The organism is Acinetobacter lwoffii (genome assembly GCF_052078135.1).
Taxonomy (GTDB): Bacteria; Pseudomonadota; Gammaproteobacteria; order Pseudomonadales; family Moraxellaceae; genus Acinetobacter; species Acinetobacter lwoffii_Z.
This window is the reverse complement of sequence record NZ_JBQGUZ010000004.1, coordinates 13718-37027: the sequence shown is the minus strand read 5'-3', so window position 1 is coordinate 37027 and position 23310 is coordinate 13718. Positions and strand designations below refer to the sequence as shown.

Below are 23310 nucleotides of genomic sequence, written 5' to 3'. Positions count from 1 at the left end.
AATTATTTTGCGTCAAATTGTTTGAGTCGCGGAATGACTTGTTCCAGCCAGGAAATCCAGCCCAGTTCCTGATCAATCCCCAGTTGCAAAATCATTTTATGAATATACAGGGTACGGTCAGTTTCGTCCGCTTCGGTAAAGTCCTTGGCAAAAATCTGCTGATAGGTTTTCAGTTTTTCTTTATGCAGTTCTAGATGGCGTTCCAGCTCTGCCAAGGTGTTATTGCCACCAAGCTGGGCTTCGGCACGTAAACGCACCATCAGTTCTTCGCGCAGTTGTGCCGGTGGGCTTTGTTGCAGCATCCAGTTGGCCAGTTCTTCCCGGCCCAGACGTTCCACTTGATAAGTCTTTTTGCGGCTATTGGAATCTTCCTCTTCTAGCGTGGAAATCCAGCCTTTTTGTAGCATGGCATTCAGCTCGCGATAAATCTGCTGATGAGTTGCATTCCAGAAGAAGCCCATGGAACGGTCAAAGCGGCGGGCCAGTTCGATTCCGGTGCTGGGTTTTTCAATCAGGCTGGTCAATAAAACATGCGCTAAAGACATAAACGTCTCAAAAAAGTGACTCGGGATTATTATGCAACATGTTGCATAAAAATCAATTCTGGCATATAAATTAGTGCAACAAATTGCATTAAACTGGATGGGTTGAGGGATCAAACTGCCAGTTGCTAAAACAATAGCCAGCCTAAACGCACGCTCAGGAGTTGAAATGTCTAAATATCCGAATTTACTTGCCCCCTTGAACTTGGGTTTTACCACGCTTAAAAACCGCGTGTTAATGGGTTCCATGCACGTTGGTCTTGAAGAGGCACCCGGCGGATATGATCGGATGGCAGCTTTCTATGCAGAGCGTGCCAAAGGTGGAGTCGCTTTAATCGTCACCGGCGGGATTTCACCAAATGATCATGGGGTGACGTTTCATGGTGGTTCCAAACTTGACACTCTTGAAGAAGCTGAAAAGCATAAGGTAATTACCCAGGCCGTACATGAGGCGGGCGGGAAAATTGCCATGCAGATTTTGCATACCGGACGCTATTCTTATCAGGCTGAAAATGTCGCGCCATCCCCAATTCAGGCACCAATCAATCCGGTAAAACCGCATGCTTTGACTTCGGCTGAAGTGCAGCAAACCATTGATGATTTTGCCAATTGTGCCAAGCTGGCTAAATATGCCGGTTATGACGGTGTAGAAATCATGGGCTCGGAAGGCTATCTGATTAATGAGTTTATTGCCGCGCGTACCAACCATCGTGATGATGAGTGGGGCGGAAGCTATGCAAACCGCATCCGTTTTCCGATTGAAATTGTACGCCGTACCCGTGAAATGGTCGGTGAGAACTTTATCATTATTTATCGCCTGTCTATGCTGGATCTGGTCGAAGGCGGTTCAACTCTGGAAGAAGTCATCCAGTTGGCGAAAGAAATTGAAAAAGCCGGTGCGACCATTATCAATACCGGCATTGGCTGGCATGAAGCCCGCATTCCGACCATTGCCACGAAAGTGCCACGGGCGGCTTTCACTTGGGTCACGCGTAAGCTGAAAGGTCAGGTGAAGATTCCTTTAATCACTTCAAACCGTATTAATACTCCGGAAATGGCTGAATATGTATTGGCGTCTGGTGATGCTGATATGATTTCCATGGCCCGCCCAATGCTGGCAGACTCTGAGTTTGTCTTGAAAGCGGAGCAGGGTCGTAGCGATGAGATCAATACCTGTATCGGTTGTAATCAGGCCTGTCTGGATCATATTTTCTCAATGAAAATTGCCACCTGTCTGGTCAATCCACGTGCCTGCTATGAAACAGAGCTCATTTTTAAAGAAACCAATGTGGCAAAAAATATTGCCGTGATTGGTGCAGGTCCTGCAGGTTTAAGTTTTGCTGTATATGCGGCAAATCGCGGTCATCAGGTGACGGTATTTGAAGCCGCTGCTCAGATTGGTGGGCAGTTTAATATTGCCAAGACCATTCCAGGCAAGGAAGAGTTTTATGAAACCTTGCGTTATTTCAAACGCCAGATTGAATTACAGCCACGTATTAAATTGCAGCTGAACCATAAGGCGAGTCTGGAAGAACTGGCTCAGTCAAACTTTGATGACATTGTGGTGGCAACAGGCGTGACACCGCGTCAACTTGAGATTCCAGGTATTGATCATGCAAAAGTACTGTCTTATCTGGACGTTTTGAAAGAACGTAAGCCAGTGGGTCAGCGAGTTGCCATTATTGGTGCAGGCGGTATTGGTTTTGATACAGCCGAATTCCTGAGTCATGAAGGAGAAAGTGGCAGTATCAATCCGGAAAAATTCTATGATGAATGGGGTATTGATACTGACTATGAAAATGTCGGTGGCTTAAAAGCTGCAAATGTAGAAAAACCGCAACGTGAAATTTATTTATTGCAACGTAAAGCCGCTTCAGTCGGCGCAAGTTTGGGTAAAACCACAGGCTGGATTCATCGTACTGGTTTAAAACACCGTGATGTGAAAATGATTGCGGGCGCCAGCTATGAAAAAATTGATGATCAGGGCTTACATATAGTCGTGAATGACAAACCTGCGGTACTAGAAGTCGATCATGTGATTATTTGTGCCGGTCAGGAATCTTATACCGCCATGTTTGATGAGCTAAAAGCAGCCGGGAAAAATGTGCATCTGATTGGTGGAGCGAAAGAAGCGGGTGAGTTGGATGCCAAACGTGCCATCCGTCAGGGTGCTGAATTGGCGGCGGTGATTTAATTTAAAAACGTCAAGCTTTATTAACCTCTCCCTTGCGCAGCAGTGCTACTCATCTCCTATAAGGAGAGGGATAAATCGGTATAAAAAGTGTTATCTCCCTCTCCTTTTGGGAGAGGGCTGGGGTGAGGGAGATTAATTTTTTAATAACAAAAAAGGAATCCAAAATGACCATCGAAAATACCAGAAAATCCATTGCACGCTGGCATGAGATGCTGGAAACCCGTGATATGTCGATCTTGAATGAACTACTTGCTGAAGAAGTGGTATTTCGTTCGCCTGTGGCTTTTCAACCTTATCCTGGAAAACAGGTGGTATTTTTTATTTTGACCAATGTCATTCAAGTCTTTGAAAACTTCACCTATCACCGTGAATTTATAAGTGAAGATGGTAACAATGTCGTACTTGAGTTTTCTGCCAATGTGGGCGATAAAAAACTAAAGGGAGTTGACATGATTCAGTTTAATGAAGAGGGTCAGATGATTGATTTTGAAGTCATGATTCGACCTAAGTCCGGACTTGAAGCCCTGGCTGTACAGATGGGCCAGCGGATGCAATCATTCCAAGCTAAAACTTAATTCGAACTATTGATTCAAGTCGGCATGAAATTTGTAAATCACAGCTAGTACAACTAGAGGGGGATGACAGATGAAAATGTTGCTTAAAAAATTGGGTCAGCTTTCCAGTGAGTATCTGGATCGTTTCAGTGGAGCAGACGAGCCGACCCTGTATTACAATCCGAATGGTGTATTTTCAGGACTCATTGAGCGCTTACCGCAGCTGCAACAAAAATATCGTCCTACACCTTGGTTAGCCAATGCACATGCACATATTCTGTATTTCGATTTAATTAAAAAACGCACCATTAAACTGAAATATGATGCGCTTGAACAGCTGAAAATGTCAGATGGTGGAATTACCGGTATTGCCTGGTATGGACTCGATCTTCCGGCAAGCACGCCGACCATTGTATTACTTCATACTATTACCGGTTCTCCTGAATCAATGCGTGAACTGGTTCGTGATCTGCATAAATATACGGGTTGGCGTGTTGCATTGTGTTTACGCCGTGGTCATGCAGACTTACCCATGCCTGTGCCTAAAATGAACCTGTTTGGTTCAACTCAGGATTTGCGTGAGCAGCTCTTGTATATACAGGACAGATTTCCTCAGTCCGATCTCTATGGGGTTGGATCTTCTGCGGGTACGGGATTGTTAGTGCGTTATCTGGGCGAAGAAGGTGAACAAACCCCACTCAAAGCGGCTTTTGCCTTATGCCCTGGCTATAACACTGAAACCGGTTTTGCCAATGTGCATCCGTTTTACAGTAAAGTCATGGCCAAAAAACTGATTAAGCGCTTTATTCATCCTTATCAGGAAACCTGGCAGGTCTGCCCAAGCTGGAAACAGTTATTAGAAGTTAAAGATCTGTCTGAATTTGAAAAACTTTATTTTGAACTGGCCGGATTTGCGGATTATGCCAGTTATACTCAGGCAACCAATCCGATTTATGTGTTTGAAAGTGTCAAAATCCCACTGATGATTTTAAATGCGGAGGATGATCCGGTTTGTCACATCCGAAATTTAGAACCTTATAAAGAAAAAATTCGGGCGATGTCTAATATTATGGTGATTACCACCAAAAAAGGCAGTCATTGCGGCTTTTATCAGGGCTTGATGCAAACCGAATCTTGGGCTACCCGACTAATGGCAGACTATTTGATTCACTTATCTCGTGCACCGGCAACAGTATCTGCTTAAAAAGTTCCAATAAAAAACCCAGCATCTGCTGGGTTTTTTGATGAATGATACTGTAATTAGTCAAGTGCTGGCATCGCTGCGGCAATTGCGTCAGCAACCGCATCATCCTCAGACTTGTTTTCTGGATTTGAATTGGTTTTAGGTGTGGTCGCAGCAGGCTTTGACGCAGGTTCTTCGCGGGTTTCAGGCACTGGTGCCGGCTCAGTAGTTTCTGGTTTTTTGATTTCACGACGGATTTCAGTCGTGGTGTTTTCAGTTTGCTCACGTTGAATTTCAACCGTTGGCGCTACTTCCTCTTCAATTGCCGCTGGCTCTACAGGTTCAAGCGGTTCAAATTGCGTTGGTTCTGGAGTCGAGATTTCAGATGCTGGAGTAACTTCTACTTGCTCTTCTTCTTTTGGTGCTTCTTTTTTTACACACGCAGTTAATGTCAGGCCAGTCAGGATTAGGGTGGAGATTAAAAGTTTCTTCATCATCATTGCATCAAACATAAAAGTGTGGAGTGGATACACTATTATAGCAGCAAAATGCAAGATAGAAATCATATGAACTTACTGTAATTTTTTATAGGAATTGCTGTTAGAATAGTCAATTGTTTATTGTTCTTTGAATTGATGCGGATTGACTTTGCTTTCTAGGTACAAGGTAAAGTAAAATTGCGCAACATTGCAGGCCGATTTAGGCTCGATTGTACGAGAAACCCAATGACCCATTTTATTTTCGTTACTGGTGGTGTAGTTTCATCACTAGGTAAAGGTATTTCAGCTGCTTCTGTTGCTGCACTTTTAGAAGCTCGTGGTTTAAAAGTGACCATGGTAAAAATGGATCCATACATTAATGTCGATCCAGGGACAATGAGCCCATTCCAGCATGGTGAAGTTTTTGTTACAGAAGATGGTGCTGAAACAGACTTAGACTTGGGTTACTACGAACGTTTCTTGCGTCGTGCGAAAATGACCAAACTGAATAACTTCACATCAGGTCGTGTTTACCAGGATGTTCTAAATAAAGAACGCCGTGGTGACTACCTGGGTGGTACTGTGCAAGTTATTCCACACATTACTGACAATATCAAAGAGCGTGTACTTCGTGCAGGCGAAGGTTATGACGTTGCGATTGTAGAGATCGGCGGTACTGTAGGTGACATTGAATCTCTCCCATTCATGGAATCTGTACGTCAGTTAATGGTTGAACTTGGTCATAAACGTACCATGTTAATGCACTTAACGTTACTCCCATACATTAAGTCTGCAGCAGAATTAAAAACCAAACCAACACAGCACTCTGTTAAAGAACTCCTGTCGATTGGTATTCAGCCAGACATTCTCATCTGCCGTACAGAATACGATGTAGATGCAGATACGACGCGTAAGATTGCATTATTTACCAACGTTGAAGCACGTGCCGTTGTGGTATGTAAAGATGCACGTTCGATCTACCAGATTCCACGTACATTCTACGAACAAAATGTTGACGATTTAATCTGTGAACGTTTTGGTTATAACGATCTTCCTGAAGCTGATTTAACAGATTGGGATAACGTTGTAGAAGCACTACTGAACCCTGAATACACCGTACGTGTAGCAATGGTTGGTAAATACGTTGAACTTCCAGATGCTTACAAATCTGTCAACGAAGCACTTCTACATGCGGGTATTCAAAACCGTGTGAAAGTTCAGATTGACTACGTAAACGCTGAAGAGCTTGAAAGCCAAGATGTAGCAGAAGTATTGAAAGATGCTGATGCGATTCTGGTTCCTGGCGGTTTTGGTGAGCGCGGTACTGAAGGCAAAATGAAGGCGATTCAGTTCGCACGTGAGAACGGTGTGCCGTTCCTCGGTATTTGCTTGGGTATGCAGTTGGCTGTGATCGAATACGCACGTAATGTTGCTGGTATTGCAGACGCGACCTCGACTGAATTTAACCGTTCAACCAAATCTCCATTGATTGGTTTAATTACTGAATGGTTAGATGAGCGTGGTGAAGTTCAGCAACGTTCTGCTGATTCTGATCTGGGTGGTACGATGCGTCTTGGCGCGCAAAAATCTGAACTGGTTGCAGGGACTAAAACTGCAGAAGTTTATGGTTCTGAAGAAATCATCGAGCGCCATCGTCACCGTTACGAGATGAACAACCGTTATATCCCAGTGCTGGAAGAAAAAGGCATGAAGATTTCTGGTTATTCTCCGGTACAGCATTTGGTAGAAACTGTTGAAATTCCTGCACATCCTTGGTTTATTGCAGTACAATTCCACCCGGAATTTACCAGCTCGCCACGCGATGGTCACCCATTGTTTGCCGGTTTCATTGATGCTGCGAAAAAGCAGTACCAAAAAACCAAATAATCGGTGCGTAGGACACAACTAGGGAAGTTTAAATGTCGCAATTAAAACCACAAGAAATTGTACGTTTGGGCGATATACAAATGGCAAATCATTTGCCATTTGTATTATTCGGCGGAATGAATGTACTTGAATCTAAAGACCTGGCTTTTGAAATCGCAGAGACTTATGTCGATATCTGCACACGTTTGGGCATTCCTTATGTGTTCAAAGCCAGCTTTGATAAAGCCAACCGTTCAAGCCTGAACTCTTTCCGTGGGCCTGGCCTGGAAAAAGGTCTCGAGTGGTTAGCTGACATTAAAAAACACTTTAATGTACCGATCATCACCGATGTGCATGAGCCGTACCAAGCGGCTCCTGTTGCAGAAGTGGCAGACATTATTCAATTGCCAGCTTTCTTAAGCCGTCAGACGGATCTTGTTGAAGCAATGGCAAAAACCGATGCGATCATCAACATCAAAAAAGCCCAGTTCCTGGCTCCACACGAAATGCGTCATATTTTGCATAAGTGTCTGGAAGCCGGAAATGACCAGCTGATCATTTGTGAACGCGGTTCGGCATTTGGCTATAACAATCTGGTTGTAGACATGCTGGGCTTCGACATCATGAAAGAAATGAATGTCCCGGTTTTCTTTGATGTGACCCATGCCTTACAAACCCCAGGCGGCCGTGCAGATTCTGCCGGTGGTCGTCGTGCGCAAATTACAACGCTTGCACGTGCGGGTATGGCAACGGGTCTTGCAGGCTTGTTCCTGGAAGCACATCCAGATCCGGAAAAAGCCAAGTGTGATGGTCCATGTGCGCTGCGCATGTCTCAGCTTGAGCCGTTCCTCGCACAGCTAAAAGAATTGGATACCTTGGTTAAAGGTTTCGAAAAGTTAGATACACACTGAGTTTATCACTCTTGCGCTGCCGTATAGGCAGCTCATATTAATCAACTGAGGAATAGTTCATGAGCCAAATCGTTGACATTCGTGCACGTGAAATTTTGGACTCTCGTGGTAACCCTACCATCGAAGCAGACGTAATCTTAGCATCTGGCGTAGTTGGCCGTGCATGTGCACCATCTGGTGCTTCAACTGGTTCTCGTGAAGCTTTAGAACTTCGTGATGGCGATAAAGCGCGTTACTTAGGTAAAGGCGTTAAAACTGCGGTAAATAACGTCAATACGTTAATCCGTGACGCTTTGGTCGGTAAATCAGTATTCGAACAAAAAGACATCGATAACACGATGATCGCGCTTGACGGTACTGAAAACAAAGAAAAATTAGGTGCAAACGCAACTTTGGCAGTGTCTTTGGCTGCTGCGCGCGCTGCTGCTGAAGAAAAGAAAATTCCTCTTTTCCAATACATCGCAGATCTTCGCGGTCAAACGATTTTGACCATGCCTGTACCAATGATGAACATCATCAATGGTGGTTCACATGCAGACAACAACGTCGATATTCAAGAATTCATGATTGAGCCAGTAGGCTTCACTTCATTCTCTGAAGCGCTACGTGCCGGTGCTGAAATTTTCCATTCACTTAAATCAGTATTAAACAAAAAAGGTTTAAACACTGCGGTAGGTGATGAAGGTGGTTTTGCACCGAACTTACGTTCAAACGAAGAAGCAATTACGGTTATTCTTGAAGCAATTGGTCAAACTGGCTACAAAGCAGGTTCTGACATCATGCTTGCGCTGGATTGTGCATCTTCAGAATTCTACAAAAATGGTCAGTACATTCTTGCGGGTGAAGGCAACAAAGCGTTCACAAGCAACCAGTTCTCTGACTATTTAGCAGGTCTTGTAAACCAGTACCCAATTATCTCGATTGAAGATGGTCTGGACGAATCTGACTGGGAAGGCTGGTCTTACCTGACTTCTATTCTTGGCGACAAGATCCAATTGGTTGGCGATGACTTGTTCGTAACGAATCCTAAAATCCTGCAACGTGGTATCAACGAAAAAGTGGGTAACTCGATTCTGATTAAATATAACCAGATCGGTACCTTGACTGAAACTTTAGATGCCATCTACCTTGCGAAAGAAAATGGTTACTCTACGGTAATTTCACACCGTTCAGGCGAAACTGAAGATTCAACGATTGCTGATCTTGCAGTAGGTACAGCAGCGGGTCAAATCAAGACGGGTTCACTTTGCCGTTCTGACCGTGTAGCGAAATATAATCAATTACTTCGTATTGAAGAATTGACTAATGCTGCATATCGCGGTAAAGCTGAGTTCAAAGGTTTGAACTAAGCGACTTATGTCAATGTTAAATGTATTCGACTCGACTGCGAGTAAAGTACTGTTGGGCCTTGCGATCATTTTGATCGCAGGGTTTCAATATTTATACTGGTTTGGTGAAGGTGGTTATCATGATCATCAGCAACTGACCCAGAAAATCCAACAACAAATGGAATTGAATGATGAGCTAAAAGAGCGTAATCGCGTTCTGGCAGCAGAAGTTTATGATTTGAAGAATGGTATTGAAGCCATCGAAGAACATGCGCGTTTAGATCTTGGTCTGATTAAGCCACGCGAAACTTTTATTCAAATGAGCACGATCAGTACTCAATATAAACCGATCTATCTTAATCCTAATTCTAAAGTAGACCTGCGAACCAATGAGTCAGCTGAAGCACCAACCACACCTTAAACTTTGGGTCATTCTTCCAGCTGCAGGTTCCGGTAGCCGTTTCTCTAAAATAGAACTGAAACAATATCAGATGATTCAAGAGCGAACTGTTCTTGAACATACGGTGGCTCGTCTGAATCAACTGCCTTTGATGGGTTATGTCCTGGCGATTGGTGCAAAGGACAACGTGGCAAAAACATTGCCATTTTCCAGTCTGGAGAAAGCCCATTTTTGTTTGGGTGGTGCCGAGCGGGTGAATTCCGTGTTAAATGCACTGAACTATTTATCTCAAATCGCTTCTGAAAATGATTGGGTGCTGGTACATGATGCGGCGCGTCCCTGTGTCAGTCTGGATTGTCTGCAACAACTGGTCAATACGGCGATTACAAATGATCAGGCTGCGATTCTGGCCATCCCGGTGCGAGATACACTTAAGCGTGTAGTAACCAATTTTTATATCGAGGAAACAGTGGATCGCTCGATGCTCTGGCAGGCACAAACACCACAAATGGCCAAGCTAGGTGTGTTGAAACGGGCGATTGAGCAGGCTTTGCAAGATGGTGCTACGATTACTGATGAAGCCAGTGCGCTGGAACATATCGGCGAACAGGTGAGTGTAGTACAAGGGCGTTCCGATAATATTAAAATTACCTATCCGGACGATCTGGAACTGGCCAAGCTGATTTTACAGGCTCAGGCTTAAAAATATATTCAAATAATATTTAAATAAAAGCAGAATAAATCTGGCTATAGCGATCTATTCGCTATAGCTTTCACTTATAATTTTGCCATCATTCTTTTTCACCTTTTGGCCAATGATACCTTCACAGCAGTATCGGTTTTTACGTCACTCTTTGCGTGATGGACGTAGTATTAACCCGCAAGATTCATCTCGATGGACCAAGTTGCACCTTGATCCCTGGTTATTGTGCTTTCTGGTTCTCAATGCAATCCTGGGTTTAATGGTGGTGTATAGCGCGACATCCGAAGACTCTGGCATGGTGGTGCGTCAGGCGATCAGTTTTGGAATTGGTTTTGTGCTGCTGTTTATCTGTGCGCAGATTCCACCGAAAGTCTATCAGGCGATTAGTCCATACCTGTATGCCTTCGGGATCTTCATGCTGCTTCTGGTCTTTGTGATTGGTGAAAAACGTTTGGGTGCAACCCGCTGGATTACCTTGCCAGGGGTGGGAAGCATGCAACCTAGTGAGGTGATGAAATTTGCCATGCCTTTGATGATGGCATGGTATTTTGCACGTAAGCCATTTCCTCCCAAATTTTTGCATATTGTCGGGGCTTTGATTCTATTGGGCGTACCATTTGTTTTGGTGGCACTTCAGCCTGACTTGAACATTGGCTTGGTAATTCCTGGTATTTTTGTTCTATTTTTAAGTGGGATGTCGTGGCGTCTGATTGGTGGTGCAGCAGCGGCGGTAGCTGTGGCAGCTCCGGCTGCATGGATGTTCGTGCTACAAGAGTATCAAAAAAAACGTATTACCACGTTATTTGATCCGGAATCGGATGCCTTGGGTGCAGGCTGGAATATCATCCAGTCCAAAATTGCGATTGGTTCAGGTGGTTCCACGGGCAAAGGCTATACCGAAGGCACCCAATCACATTTAGGTTATCTGCCTGAACATCATACTGACTTTATTATGTCGACTTATGCCGAAGAATTCGGTTTTATCGGTGTTTTCCTGCTGTTTAGTTTATTCACTGCCATTATTATTCGCTGTCTGATGATTGGTTTAAACAGCTTTCATAACTTTGGCCGTTTATATGCTGGAGCCATGGGACTGACTTTCTTCTTCTTTGTATTTTTAAACTCAGGCATGGTGAGCGGGATTTTACCCGTAACTGGAGATCCATTACCGCTCATGAGTTATGGTGGAACGGCAGTGATTTCCATGCTGGCCGGGATGGGCATTGTGATGTCGATTCATACTCATCGATAAATCATTCTAAAAGTCGGACTGGTTCCGGCTTTTTATATACTTAAAATAAGTTGTTTTAAAAATCCTGTTTTGGCCAGAAGAAAAAAGAAGAATATTTTAGAATTCGTATGAAATTAAAAAGCCCTCAAATGAGGGCTTTTTAATTTCATACTTTAACTGAGAAACCAGGTGTAATAACCCCAGATCATTAAAGGCCATGCTAGGAAAGGGCTAAACAACCATTTCCAGAACCAGTGGCGCGGCATAAAGCCAACACCATGGACAAAGCCTCCAGAAATACCAATCATGATATACATCATGGCACTATGGCTATATTCACCGTTGGCATCCAGCATTGCAGAAGGATGAACCAATAACACTGCTGCGAGAGGAAAAGCCAGGAGGCAGGAAATCATCATCGCAAATTTGTTTGGTTTCTTGTCTACAACGGTTTTCTCAAGCGCAGCTTCTGTCATGTTTTATTCCTCATCCAGGTCTTGGTGTTGTTCCATGTAAATGGCAGCAATCACACTGGCAAAACATGCCATCAGTACACCCAGAATCCAGGCAAAATACCACATAGTTGTCTCTCCTTAAGACATAGCCTTAGTACAGGCTATGTGAATTATCTTCAATGTGTTTGTTGGTAATTACGCCCCACATCTTGTAATAACACCAAGTGGTATAGATCAGGATCAGTGGAACAAAGATACAGGCAGCAACGGTCATGACCGTTAAAGTATTTTTACTAGATACCGCATCCCACATAGTCAGACTTGCAACCGGGTTAATGCTTGAAGGCATCAGGAAAGGGAATAGGGCAAAACCAGCAGTTAGAATTGCACCGATGACAGCCAGAGATGAACCCAGGAAGCTCAGGCCTGCTTTGTTTTTACCTGCTGCCAAGACAATGATCAAGCCACCCAAAATGCCGACAATAGGCGCTGCCATCGTGATTGGATAAGTCGAATAGTTGTTCATCCAGCCTGGATTGGCATTGGTCAATACTTCTTTGGCCAGCGGGTTGGCAACACCATTGGTATCAAAAGGTGTAACTAAGGTATAGCCCTGAATGCCACCAAAATACAACCATGCACCGGCTGCCAGGAAAGTTGCTAAATACACTAGTCCCATGATTTGTGTTGCTTTGGCAGAACGTTGGCGTAGGTCACCATCAGTACGCAGCATTAACCATGCACCACCATGTGCACACAGCATCGATAAACTGACCAGACCACAGACAATCGCAAACGGATTCAGCAGGGCAAAGAAGCTACCAGTATAAGTAGAACGTACAGTTTCATCTAAAGTAAATGGTACACCTAGGAACATGTTGCCGAATGCCACACCAAAGACCAATGCAGGCACTGCACCACCAATGGCTAGACCCCAGTCCCATGAATTGCGCCATTTGGTATTTTCCAGTTTTGAGCGATAGTCAAAACCGACCGGACGCAGGAATAGGGCAAACAGGACCAGCAACAGTGCCCAGTACATGCCGGAGAAGGCAGTTGCATAGACCATTGGCCAGGCAGCGAACAAAGCACCGCCGGCAGTAATAAACCAGACCTGGTTACCGTCCCAGTGTGGCGCAATGGTATTGATCGCTGCACGGCGCTCGCTATCATTTTTGCCCACAAATGGCATGATCGCCATGGAGCCCATATCGAAGCCATCGGTGAGGGCAAAGCCAATCAGCAATACGCCGACCAGCACCCACCAAATGATTTTTAATAATTCATATTCGATCATGCTTGAGTCTCCCCATTTGCCTTTTCTGCAGCTGCAAGCTTTTCAAAATGATATTTACCGGTATGCAGTGAGCTTGGGCCAAGACGTGAGAACTTGATCATCAGATACATTTCAATAATCAGTAACACGGTATAGAATGCTGCCAATGCAAGGATTGAACCCCAGACATCACCTGTGCTTAAGCTTGATGCTGAAAGATGTGTCGGTAATACCTCACCAATGGTCCAAGGTTGACGACCTACTTCTGCCACATACCAGCCAGTTTGCGCAGCAACCCAAGGCAGAGGAAGTGCAAATAATGCAAATTTCAATAACCATGGTTTGTTTTCAGCATTACGTTTTGCTACCGCAAAAGTTGCCAGTGCAAATAGAAGTAGCATCAAGAAGCCAGAAGCAACCATGGCACGGAAGGCCCAGAACAGACTTGGTACGTGTGGAATGGTATCTTTAGCAGCTGCTTTGATTTGCTCTTCAGAGGCATCAACGACATTTGGCGTGTATTTCTTCAGCAGCAGACCGTAACCGAGGTCTTTTTGGCTTTCTTCAAAAGCGGTTTTCAGTTCTGGAGACTGATCACCAGCACGTAATTTTTCCAGTTGCGAATAGGCCACCATACCATTACGGATACGCGCTTCATGCTGAACCAGCAGGTCCTTAATACCTGTAACTTGTTCAGTCGTAGAACGTGTAGCAATCAGACCCATTACATAAGGAATTTTCACTGCATAATCTGTAGTCATGGTTTCCTTATTCGGGATACCGAACAAAGTAAATGGCGCAGGTGCAGGGTGAGTATCCCATTCTGCTTCAATCGCTGCCAGTTTGGTTTTCTGTACATCACCCAGCTCATAACCTGATTCATCACCCAGTAAAATCACCGAAAGTGTAGAAGCAAGCCCGAAGATGGCTGCAATGGCAAAAGAACGGCGTGCAAAAGGCAGGTCACGTTTTTTCAGCATGTAGTAACTTGAAATAGCCAGGACGAAGATGGCACCTGTGACATAACCGGCAGATACGGTATGCACAAATTTAACTTGAGCGACCGGGTTAAAGATCAATGCAGCAAAGTCCACCATTTCCATACGCATGGTTTCATAGTTAAATGCCGAACCGACCGGGTTTTGCATCCAGCCATTGGCGACCAGAATCCAGAGTGCGGACATGTTTGAACCCAAAGCCACCAGCCAGGTTACGGCCAGATGTTGTACTTTGGACAGGCGATCCCAGCCAAAGAAGAACAAGCCAATAAACGTCGATTCAAGGAAGAAGGCCATCAAACCTTCAATCGCCAGCGGTGCACCGAAAATATCACCGACATAATGCGAGTAATATGCCCAGTTGGTTCCGAACTGGAACTCCATGGTCAGGCCGGTGGTTACCCCTAAGGCAAAGTTAATACCAAACAGTTTTCCCCAGAACTTGGTCATGTCTTTATAGATTTCTTTGCCGGAAATCACATAGGTGGTTTCCATAATGGCAAGCAGAAATGCCAGACCTAGCGTCAGTGGAACAAAAATAAAGTGATACATCGCGGTCATGGCGAACTGGAACCGCGAGAGATCGACCACGCTTTCAGAAATCATCAACGTGTCTCCTGGATTTGGGAAGGATTGCCGGCGATACGCTCGGCGACTTGGTTATCAAAATTTTTAGGAATCGTAGGCGCATCAAACCAGATGTTTTTAATTACCATCAGTAAAATAACCTTGATAATTAAAATGGCGGTTATTTCTCTAACCACTCTCTGGTTTAGATTTTTGGGAACTAAGCTCATTCGACTAAGCCTGTTATATGACTTGTTGTATATTATTAATCTATTGTAACTAAAAAATAAATAGACGATACAGTTTAAATAAATATATATTTATAAGTATTTGAAAATGATAAATATATATTTATATAAGTTAAAATTTATTCTAAATATTTTTTATTATTTTATGTAATTTTTTTGATTTTTAAATCCGACTAAAATGCTTATATTTATATATTTGAATGTAGATTATTTTAGTTGGATTAATATTTTTTAATCTGATTAAAATGCTTGGTTTTAAAATAAAGAATAAAATTAATCTAACTAAATTGGTTGGTTTTATAAGAGTTGAATATCAGTATCATAATCTTTCACATCATATTTATATTGATAAAAAACACACCAAAAAAAGAACATGCTGGAGGCATGTTCTTTTTAAGCTTTGTGAGGGAGACTGGACTTAGAAGTCGTAACGCATGCCTAGAGAAAGACCTAGGCTGTCTTCACCGCGTGCGCCACCTACAGCATTGGTACGACCTTGTGCCCAAGGGGTAAGGTTTGAGTTTTCATCATTTAGTACAGTTGCTATGTTGCCATAAATGCGGACTGTTGGATCTAAACGGTGTTCAAGTCCGATTGCCAGTAAAGTTGCATTCGCATCATCGGCATCGACATCGCGGTGGAATACTTCACCACGGAATGAGGTTTTTGGTGCAAATTTATATTCACCGGCTACACCAAATACTTGTGCATCTGGGTTTGCTTCAGAATTATCATGTTGAAGGAATTGGTATAAACCGCCCAGATTGAATTCAGGGGTGATTTTGTAAGCACCAGCAATACGGAAACCATCGCGTTCGCCACGACCTGCATCTTCTTCATAATGTTCATAGGCAGCAGCAAAATCAACTTTACCTTCTTTATAGGTTAAAGCGAGGTCGTATGCTTTATCATCGCGATTATCTTTATTGGTAGTAGTTGTGGTTCCCGGTACGACTACTGTTACTGGACCATTCACAGTTTCAATTACAGTAGTTTTTGGTGAAGACGTTGACACGCTATCAGGGCTATTACCTTCGTGTAAAGAAAGTGCTGCTAAAACATTAAAGCCGCCGCCAAACTTAGGTGATTTATATTCAATGGTATTGTTATTACGTTCATCAAAACGCAAGTTGCCAGCACGTGTGACGTTACGAACATCACCGACCATATCACCAAAGAAGTTGACCGGGCCACGTGCTACTTTGAATGGGCTGTCAAAACGGCCGATACGCGCTTGACCGAAATCACCTTTTAAACCAACAAAAGTATCGCGAGTTGCAAATTCAACATCATCGTTTGCAGAACCACTTGCAAAGTTAATTTCCTGTTCGATTTGACCAAATACGGTCATACCATTTTCTAATTTTTGTTCAGCTTTAAAACCCAAGCGTGAAGAGTTTGAAGAAAGACCTACTTCGTTATAATCCTGGCCATCATCCAGATAATCTAAAGAAACGTGTGCACGACCATACACTTTAACATCAGCAGCAGCTGCCATCACTGGTGTTAAAATTGTTGCCCCGATTGCTAATGCAGATAACGTTTTTTTCATGTGTTGCTCCAATAAAGACTTTTTTATTCATCGTCTTAAAAACAAGTTTCAGTATTGTTTTGAAACATCTACTGCTCTATTGGTGCCAAGTATTCATTACAAATAAGTCAATATGATTAAGGAAATATTTCAGAAATATTAAAGACAATCATTGTCTTATTTTTTATAGGATTACGAGTGGGGTAAGCAGGATTGATGCAAATACAGCTAAGCTCGGTGTTTGCTGCAAAACTTAAAAATAGGCTAGGTGACTTTTACTGATATTTTATTGGCTTAATCAAGATTGAAATACATTAGACATAAAAAATGGAGCCGAGGCTCCATTTTTAGGTATTAAGAATAGCTTAAAGGGCAGCTTTAATTTTCTCAGCCAGCGCTTTAATTTTTTCCTGGTCGCCCATCTGTGCAGCATGTTTGCCCAGATTGTGCAAAGAGGTAGGAACCAGATGGAAATGTACGTGTGGTACGGTCTGACCCGCTGCGGCACCTGATAACTGCATCAGTACGATACCATCCACACCTAAAGCTTTTTCAATGGCTTTTGCAACTTTCTGTACGATCTGAATCGTATAGGCAGCCGCTTCAGGTGGCAGATCCAGTAAAGTGATTGCCGGAGTTTTCGGAACAACCAGTGTATGACCTTCTGCCTGAGGCATGATGTCCATAAATGCAAGAACCTGGTCGTCTTCATACACTTTTATCGCAGGAAGTTCACCGCGTAGAATTCGTGCAAAAATATTCTGATCATCATAAGTCATAAGTACATTCCTTGAGCGTTATTAAACTGAATTATTTACAGTTCAATTCTTTCTGACGATCTTTGATCGCGTCAAGACGTTGTTGCTCTTTTTCCGAGAATTTTGGCTTGGTTGTATAGCAATTGTCATTACCAAACTTGGCTTTTGCTTCAGGATCTTTGAAACAGAAACCTTTAGACGCATAAATCACGTCATGATCATTTTTTAATTTTTTGCACTCTTGTTCAGATGCAAGAACCGATGTTGAAGCCCCGAACAAAGTTGCAAAGCCAATCAATGCTGCAACAGAAAATTTCTTCATGAGAGTTTCCTCTGGGTTATCCACTATATGTGCCTGCCTACTAGTCACAATATGAGGTTTCGTTATCATTATTCAATGGCGAGATATTACTCGATGGTAATATTACTCCATGATTCATACATTTTCACAGCACTGGAAAAATCACTGTTTTTATCCGACAGATCGCTGGCCGCCTGAATCAGATTCTGGGTCAACGAGAGCACAGGCGCAGAAAGTTTGGCTTCACGTGCAAGGTCGATTGCAATGCCTGTATCTTTGGCCAAGAGTGGCAGGGCAAAGGTTACAGGAAAACTGCGGTTTAAAATACGCTGTGGCAATACGGTTTCAGTCACCATACTTTTACCACTTGAAGCATTAATACAATCCAGTGCTTCATGCAGGTTTACCCCATGCGCTTTCAAGGTAGTAAAGCCCTCAGCAACGGCACACAGGTTTACAGCCATTAACATATTATTTACGGCCTTCACTGCAAAACCCGCGCCAGATTCACCGACATGCTTGATCAGCTTGCCAAAAGCCTGCATCGCAGGAAGGGCTTTTTCATAACCCTGCACATTACCGCCTACCATCACGGTTAAAGTGCCATTTTCAGCGCCAATGGTTTGACCGCTGACCGGTGCATCCAGAAAGATTACCCCATGTTCAGCCAGTTGTACTGCCAGTTTTTGGGCAGAATCCGGTACACCACTGGTGCAGTCGACCCAGACTGAACCGGATTTAAGCGACAGATTTTCCAGAAGTCGTTCAACGTCAGCGCTGGTGGGCAGGCAAGAAAAAATTACATCTGCCTGTACGGCCTGTTCCAGTGTGACGGCTTGGGTGCCATATTCAGCCGCATGTTGCTCTGCTTTGTTAAAGCTGCGGTTCCAGACATAGACCGTATCAAAATGCTCGGGTAAGTGTGCTGCCATACGAAAACCCATTGCACCTAGGCCGATAAATGCCACTGATTGAATCATGCTGTACCCTCTGAATATGTTTAAATCTATTGATAATTTTTAATATTTTTCTGGTGCGAGAAATCTGCTTTAAGCATCAAGACGTGTGGAGCGCTGCACCAGCCAGGTCGTCATTTTTGGCCAGAATGTATTGGCTGTTTTCTGGTTCGACATTAGTCCAAGATGACCACCCGGTATAAGAGTAAACGTCTTATCCTGGCTACTTGTCAATTCCATCAAAGGTTTAGCTGACTGTTCTGTGACAATCTGGTCGGTTTGACCTGCACCCACTAAGAGGGAACAGCTAATATTTTTAAGATCAACGACACGATCATCCAAAGTGATAGAACCCTTTTTTAAAGGATTTTGCAGCCATAAATGCAGCACCATGTCCTGATTAATCCCACCTGGATAATCAATCATCTTGTTCAGGAAATTCCCCATGGTGGCATGTTCATAGACATCTTCGACATGATCCAGATTCAGCAAAAACTGCTTCTGGCTTTTAAGCCAGCCGATCGGATCGAGTAACTTGAAGCCCAAGGCATTTACAATACCCGGCGTATGAATATATTGCTTCGGAATCAGCCCTTGATGAATGGCCTGTTGCAGATTCTTGTTTTTAGAAATCAGTTTATTGGTCGTAGAAAAAAGTTTGCCGACACGTCCTGACGCATAACTGTCGATAGGACTGCCCACCACGATCAGATTCTTGACATGTTCAGGCGAATGCAGGGCGGTATAGAGCGTGACAAACACCCCAGCCATACTCCAGCCGTGCAGGGAAATGAATTGACTACCCGAATGCTTGCAGATGGTTTCAATGGATTGAGGAATGGCTGCATCGATAAAAGATAAAAAATTCAGGTGGCGGTGCTTAAAGTTAAAGCGTTTCCATTCCACCAGATAGACATCAAAACCGCTATGCTGAAAATGCTTGACCAGAGAGCGATAAGGATACAGATCATAGATATCCATATTAATGGCCAAGGGTGCGATGAAAACCAGAGGCTCCTTATATTTTTTCTCAGGTGAAGCGTAATAGCGAATCTTGCAAAACTCGGTGCCGGCAATATATTCAAAAGGGGTTTTTTGCGACAGGATCAGTGAGGAGGCATTAAACACCCGGGTGCTGAGGTGTTTCAATTTTTTTTGCTGGCGCTGAAAGTTTTGTTTTAACTGAATCATGTAAATAAAATATCCGTATCCGCGGGAGGATTGATCGAAGTCTAAGCAATAATCGCTTATTATGCCTTGACCTGAAATAGCTTAGGCGCTCAAAATGTTGGCAAATTTTTACAAAAGGCAGCCTGAGGGCTGAGGTAAAGCGATGAGCCAGCAAGACGATATTTCTTACCAATTAGAAACTTTAGCCATTCGTACCGGTCATACCCGCACTTTTGAAGGTGAGCATGGCGAACCGATTTTTCTAACATCGTCCTTTGTTTATGAAAATGCTGCAGAAGCCGCAGCCAAATTCTCAGGCCAGGAACCGGGCAATATCTATTCTCGCTTTACCAATCCGACCGTTACCATGTTTGAAAAGCGTCTGGCTGCACTTGAAGGTGCAGAGCGCGCCGTTGCCACCAGTTCGGGTATGGCAGCCATTATGGCAGTGATGATGGCTTTTTTAAAAGCGGGCGATCATGTGATTTGTTCACGTGCAGTCTTCGGTTCTACGGTTTCCATGTTTGAAAAATATGTCGCAAAATTTGGTGTCAGTGTTGATTTCGTCGATTTGACTGATCTTGATGCATGGAAAAATGCCATCAAGCCTGAAACTAAAATTCTCTTTGTTGAGTCTCCATCGAATCCTTTAGCAGAAGTAGCTGATATACAGGGACTCGCCGATATTGCGCATGCCAATGATGCTTTATTGGCGATTGATAACAGCTTCTGTACACCGGTGTTACAACAACCAATCAAATTTGGTGCAGACCTGGTGGTGTATTCTGCGACTAAATATCTGGATGGTCAGGGCCGTGCCTTGGGTGGTGCAGTGGTAGGTAATCATAAGCTGCTGGAAGAAATCTTCGGCTATGTCCGTACCACCGGCCCGTCAATGAGCCCATTCAATGCCTGGGTTTTTCTAAAAGGCTTGGAGACACTACGTTTGCGTATGCGTGAACATTCAGCAAGTGCACAGCAATTGGCTGAATTTTTGAACCAGCATCCAAAAGTGGAAAAAGTATATTATGCGGGCTTGCCTGAACATGTCGGTCATGAACTGGCAGCCAAACAGCAGAGCGGTTTTGGCGGTATTGTGTCTTTTGAAGTCAAAGGTGGCCGTGAGGAAGCATGGACTGTCATCGACAATACCCAGTTTATCTCGATTACCGGTAATTTGGGCGATGTGAAATCGACCATTACCCATCCGGCAACCACGACACATGGTAAATTGTCGCCTGAAGCCAAAGAAGCTGCCGGTATTCGCGAAGGTTTGATTCGCGTATCTGTTGGTTTGGAAGAGATTGGTGATATTATCCAGGATATTCGTCGCGGTTTAGACCTGATTTAATTTTATAAATTTATGTTCGGAGATATTTATGAACATTAACATGTTGATGCAGCAAGCTCAGCGCATGCAGAAAGAAGTTGAAAACAACGTAAAAAAAGCCAAAGAAGAGCTTGCGCAAACTGAAGTGCATGCCGAGGCGGGTGGCGGTCTGGTGAAAGTAACCATGACTTGCCGTAACGTAGTGAAGCGTATCGAAATCAATCCTGAATTACTTCAGGATGATCCAGACATGATCGAAGACCTGATTGCAGCAGCAATGAATGATGCAGCACGTCAGGCAGAAGTGGTATCTGACGAAAGAATGAAAGCAGCGAACTCAGGTATGGGTTTACCGCCTGGTCTTGCAGGTATGTTCTAAGGAAGAATGCGCAATGTTTAGTGATCGTTTTGATCAACTCGTTCAAGCATTACGCATTTTGCCAAGCGTTGGGCCGAAATCGGCTCAACGTATGGCATTGCATATGATCATGAAAAATCGTGAGGGTGCTATTGGTCTGGCACATGCACTGACTGAAGCCACCAATCACATTCATGAATGTTCAGTTTGTCATTCTCTGACTGAAGATGAAGTCTGCAATATCTGTACTTCGCTGGATCGCGATGATGAGTTGCTCTGTGTAGTGGAATCACCTGCAGATGTCATGGCGATTGAGCAAAGTGGTAGTTTCAGAGGTAAATATCATGTATTGGGCGGACATTTATCGCCACTGGATGGTATTGGTCCCGAAGAAATCGGTATTCCGTACTTATTGCATCGTTTGGCCAATGGTCAGGTGAAAGAAGTGATTCTGGCAACCAATGCCACGGTAGAAGGTCAGGCTACGGCGCATTATCTGGTTGAGGCCAGTAAGCATTTGCCGATCCAGATGACCCGAATTGCCCAGGGCGTACCACAAGGTGGTGAGCTGGAATATGTCGACAGTCATACCTTGAGTCAGGCAGTACATAACCGGATGCGCATGAAGTAAGCTAAGCTTAAATATCTTGTTAGTTTTAATATAAAAAAGATATTAATTAGAATATAAATTCTGATAAGTAAGCGCCATTTTTTAGGAAATAGGGCAGAATTGACGTTATTTTTTATACAAAAATTCTATAGATCAGTTAATATGGATCTATCGAGAATCTAATCTTAGACTCAGTTCTATGTTTCAATTTATTCAACATCAAAACGACTTAACTCATGTACTGAAGCTGATGGATCAGAATTCAGTTTATGGGCTGGATACCGAGTTTATCAAGGTTGATACCTTATGGCCTAAGCTGGGTGTTTTTCAGATTAACGTAGACAACAAGGTCTATTTGTTGGATGGAACCACGCTGGATCTGACTGAGTTCCTTAATAAAATTTTTAACGCACAGCAGAATATTTTTCACGCTTGTAGTGAAGATATCGACCTGATCTATCACTATACCCAGAAGAAATCGCTGAGTAATGTATTTGACACTCAGGTTGGCATGTCTTTTCTTGGGCATGGTCTGCAAGTCAGCTATCAAAATGCATTGAAGCAGATGCTGGAAGTCGATATCGAAAAAGACCAGACCCGTTCTGACTGGTTGGCGCGTCCACTCAGTTCCGAACAGTTGCTCTATGCTGCCAATGATGTGCATTATCTGGTGCAACTGTCAGAGAAAATTAAACAGGATCTGGATTCGAAAGATCTGCTGGATTTTGCCTTGCAAGATTGCCGTTTTCTGACTCAGGAAATTGGCGAAGATACCCCAACTGCCTTGTTGTATCAGGATGTCGGCAATTACCGGCATTCACGCCGTCAGCTGATGCAATTGCAGCAATTAATGGTTTGGCGTGATCAGATTGCCAAAGCACTGAATCAGCCACGCAGTTTCATTTTGAAAAATGCCAGCATGATTGATCTGGTGGAAAAATTCCCGCGCAATAATTTCCAGCTGAGTCATGTGAAAGACATTCGTTCGAATGTGGTTCGTGAGCATGGCAAAACCATTTTAGATTTATTGAAATTCCTGCCGGAGCCGGAAAATTGGCCTTTACGTCTGGCACGTCCAATTCGCCATTCTTCCAAAGATATCGGTGAAAAAATTGATTCAGTTATTCAGAACGTCGTCAATGAAACCTCAATTCCGAAAGAAGTCCTGATGCGTAAGAAATGGCTGAATGCCTTGTATCAGCATGTGGTTTTCCATAAGGACGAGCAGGATCTGCCGGATTATCTGCTTGGCTGGCGCTATGAGTTATTGACTCAGCCACTGATTCAGGTATTGCATCAGGATGAATCTTATCTGTCTACCCAGATGAAAGTTAGCGAGTGATTGGCTACAGGATTGGTTA

Annotated in this window: 25 protein-coding genes; 13 read left to right on the top strand and 12 right to left on the bottom strand. The window is 43.6% G+C overall.

Annotated features, from left to right (window positions below; translation table 11 throughout):
- Positions 1-2: 2 nt before the first annotated feature.
- Positions 3-545, bottom strand: a complete 543-nt coding sequence (locus ACTL4S_RS03645; protein ID WP_441298760.1) for a PadR family transcriptional regulator — start codon at positions 543-545, stop codon at positions 3-5.
- 166 nt (positions 546-711) lie between these two features.
- Between ACTL4S_RS03645 and ACTL4S_RS03640 the strand changes: the two genes are divergently transcribed.
- The 3 genes from ACTL4S_RS03640 (at position 712) to ACTL4S_RS03630 (ending at position 4494) form a co-directional block, all read left to right on the top strand.
- Positions 712-2736 carry a 2,4-dienoyl-CoA reductase FMN-binding domain-containing protein gene (locus ACTL4S_RS03640; protein ID WP_441298759.1) on the top strand — a complete coding sequence of 675 codons (2025 nt, stop codon included), beginning with the start codon at positions 712-714 and terminating at the stop codon, positions 2734-2736.
- Positions 2737-2900: 164 nt separating this feature from the next.
- A complete protein-coding gene (locus ACTL4S_RS03635) occupies positions 2901-3311 on the top strand; it encodes a nuclear transport factor 2 family protein (RefSeq protein WP_005247220.1) in 411 nt (136 codons plus the stop codon).
- Positions 3312-3381: 70 nt separating this feature from the next.
- Positions 3382-4494: a YheT family hydrolase gene (locus ACTL4S_RS03630; RefSeq protein WP_164543358.1), complete on the top strand. Its 1113-nt coding sequence runs from the start codon at positions 3382-3384 to the stop codon at positions 4492-4494.
- Positions 4495-4550: 56 nt separating this feature from the next.
- Here ACTL4S_RS03630 and ACTL4S_RS03625 read toward each other — a convergent pair whose 3' ends face one another.
- Positions 4551-4973, bottom strand: a complete 423-nt coding sequence (locus ACTL4S_RS03625; RefSeq protein ID WP_370940779.1) for a hypothetical protein — start codon at positions 4971-4973, stop codon at positions 4551-4553.
- A gap of 225 nt (positions 4974-5198) precedes the next feature.
- Between ACTL4S_RS03625 and pyrG the strand changes: the two genes are divergently transcribed.
- The 6 genes from pyrG to rodA all read left to right on the top strand — a co-directional run bounded on the left by pyrG (position 5199) and on the right by rodA (position 11412).
- Complete coding sequence (pyrG, locus tag ACTL4S_RS03620) at positions 5199-6839, top strand: CTP synthase (protein ID WP_005100051.1); 1641 nt, start codon at positions 5199-5201, stop codon at positions 6837-6839.
- Positions 6840-6871: 32 nt separating this feature from the next.
- Complete coding sequence (kdsA, locus tag ACTL4S_RS03615; RefSeq protein ID WP_441298758.1) at positions 6872-7729, top strand: 3-deoxy-8-phosphooctulonate synthase; 858 nt, start codon at positions 6872-6874, stop codon at positions 7727-7729.
- 59 nt (positions 7730-7788) lie between these two features.
- Positions 7789-9078 carry a phosphopyruvate hydratase gene (gene eno / locus ACTL4S_RS03610; protein WP_004278719.1) on the top strand — a complete coding sequence of 430 codons (1290 nt, stop codon included), beginning with the start codon at positions 7789-7791 and terminating at the stop codon, positions 9076-9078.
- A gap of 7 nt (positions 9079-9085) precedes the next feature.
- On the top strand, positions 9086-9478 hold the full coding sequence (locus ACTL4S_RS03605) for a septum formation initiator family protein (RefSeq protein WP_004645271.1): 393 nt from the start codon (positions 9086-9088) through the stop codon (positions 9476-9478).
- Positions 9447-10160: a 2-C-methyl-D-erythritol 4-phosphate cytidylyltransferase gene (ispD, locus tag ACTL4S_RS03600; RefSeq protein ID WP_441298757.1), complete on the top strand. Its 714-nt coding sequence runs from the start codon at positions 9447-9449 to the stop codon at positions 10158-10160. Before ACTL4S_RS03605 ends, ispD begins: the two co-directional genes overlap by 32 nt.
- A gap of 112 nt (positions 10161-10272) precedes the next feature.
- The gene (rodA, locus tag ACTL4S_RS03595) at positions 10273-11412 is read left to right on the top strand and encodes a rod shape-determining protein RodA (protein ID WP_004645269.1); all 1140 of its coding nucleotides are present in this window, start codon (positions 10273-10275) and stop codon (positions 11410-11412) included.
- Positions 11413-11564: 152 nt separating this feature from the next.
- Here the strand turns inward: rodA and ACTL4S_RS03590 are convergent, their stop codons facing one another.
- From ACTL4S_RS03590 to ACTL4S_RS03545, 10 genes are all read right to left on the bottom strand, one after another.
- Positions 11565-11867: a cyd operon YbgE family protein gene (locus tag ACTL4S_RS03590; RefSeq protein WP_004278714.1), complete on the bottom strand. Its 303-nt coding sequence runs from the start codon at positions 11865-11867 to the stop codon at positions 11565-11567.
- Positions 11868-11870: 3 nt separating this feature from the next.
- Positions 11871-11972 carry a cytochrome bd-I oxidase subunit CydX gene (gene cydX / locus ACTL4S_RS03585; protein WP_004278713.1) on the bottom strand — a complete coding sequence of 34 codons (102 nt, stop codon included), beginning with the start codon at positions 11970-11972 and terminating at the stop codon, positions 11871-11873.
- A gap of 25 nt (positions 11973-11997) precedes the next feature.
- On the bottom strand, positions 11998-13143 hold the full coding sequence (gene cydB / locus ACTL4S_RS03580) for a cytochrome d ubiquinol oxidase subunit II (protein WP_312327730.1): 1146 nt from the start codon (positions 13141-13143) through the stop codon (positions 11998-12000).
- On the bottom strand, positions 13140-14726 hold the full coding sequence (locus ACTL4S_RS03575; RefSeq protein ID WP_004731262.1) for a cytochrome ubiquinol oxidase subunit I: 1587 nt from the start codon (positions 14724-14726) through the stop codon (positions 13140-13142). The genes cydB and ACTL4S_RS03575 overlap by 4 nt, the downstream gene beginning before the upstream one ends.
- Complete coding sequence (gene cydP / locus ACTL4S_RS03570; protein WP_004278707.1) at positions 14726-14917, bottom strand: cytochrome oxidase putative small subunit CydP; 192 nt, start codon at positions 14915-14917, stop codon at positions 14726-14728. Before cydP ends, ACTL4S_RS03575 begins: the two co-directional genes overlap by 1 nt.
- A gap of 436 nt (positions 14918-15353) precedes the next feature.
- Positions 15354-16487 carry a porin gene (locus ACTL4S_RS03565; protein ID WP_004278706.1) on the bottom strand — a complete coding sequence of 378 codons (1134 nt, stop codon included), beginning with the start codon at positions 16485-16487 and terminating at the stop codon, positions 15354-15356.
- 344 nt (positions 16488-16831) lie between these two features.
- A complete protein-coding gene (locus tag ACTL4S_RS03560; RefSeq protein ID WP_222112182.1) occupies positions 16832-17245 on the bottom strand; it encodes an HIT family protein in 414 nt (137 codons plus the stop codon).
- A 31-nt stretch (positions 17246-17276) separates the two neighbouring features.
- Complete coding sequence (locus ACTL4S_RS03555) at positions 17277-17546, bottom strand: YARHG domain-containing protein (RefSeq protein ID WP_004278704.1); 270 nt, start codon at positions 17544-17546, stop codon at positions 17277-17279.
- Between the two features lie 86 nt (positions 17547-17632).
- Positions 17633-18505, bottom strand: a complete 873-nt coding sequence (locus tag ACTL4S_RS03550) for an NAD(P)-dependent oxidoreductase (RefSeq protein WP_441298756.1) — start codon at positions 18503-18505, stop codon at positions 17633-17635.
- 69 nt (positions 18506-18574) lie between these two features.
- Positions 18575-19672: an alpha/beta fold hydrolase gene (locus tag ACTL4S_RS03545; RefSeq protein WP_441298755.1), complete on the bottom strand. Its 1098-nt coding sequence runs from the start codon at positions 19670-19672 to the stop codon at positions 18575-18577.
- A 142-nt stretch (positions 19673-19814) separates the two neighbouring features.
- On the opposite strand from ACTL4S_RS03545, the gene ACTL4S_RS03540 reads away from it, so the two are divergent.
- The 4 genes from ACTL4S_RS03540 to ACTL4S_RS03525 all read left to right on the top strand — a co-directional run bounded on the left by ACTL4S_RS03540 (position 19815) and on the right by ACTL4S_RS03525 (position 23291).
- Positions 19815-21002 carry an O-succinylhomoserine sulfhydrylase gene (locus ACTL4S_RS03540; RefSeq protein WP_180037330.1) on the top strand — a complete coding sequence of 396 codons (1188 nt, stop codon included), beginning with the start codon at positions 19815-19817 and terminating at the stop codon, positions 21000-21002.
- A gap of 28 nt (positions 21003-21030) precedes the next feature.
- Positions 21031-21360, top strand: a complete 330-nt coding sequence (locus ACTL4S_RS03535; RefSeq protein WP_004278699.1) for a YbaB/EbfC family nucleoid-associated protein — start codon at positions 21031-21033, stop codon at positions 21358-21360.
- 13 nt (positions 21361-21373) lie between these two features.
- Positions 21374-21970, top strand: coding sequence for a recombination mediator RecR (recR, locus tag ACTL4S_RS03530; protein WP_005247207.1), 597 nt, complete (start codon positions 21374-21376; stop codon positions 21968-21970).
- Positions 21971-22148: 178 nt separating this feature from the next.
- Positions 22149-23291 (top strand): ribonuclease D, encoded by a 1143-nt coding sequence (locus tag ACTL4S_RS03525; protein WP_311204636.1) that lies wholly within the window; start codon positions 22149-22151, stop codon positions 23289-23291.
- Positions 23292-23310: the final 19 nt, after the last annotated feature.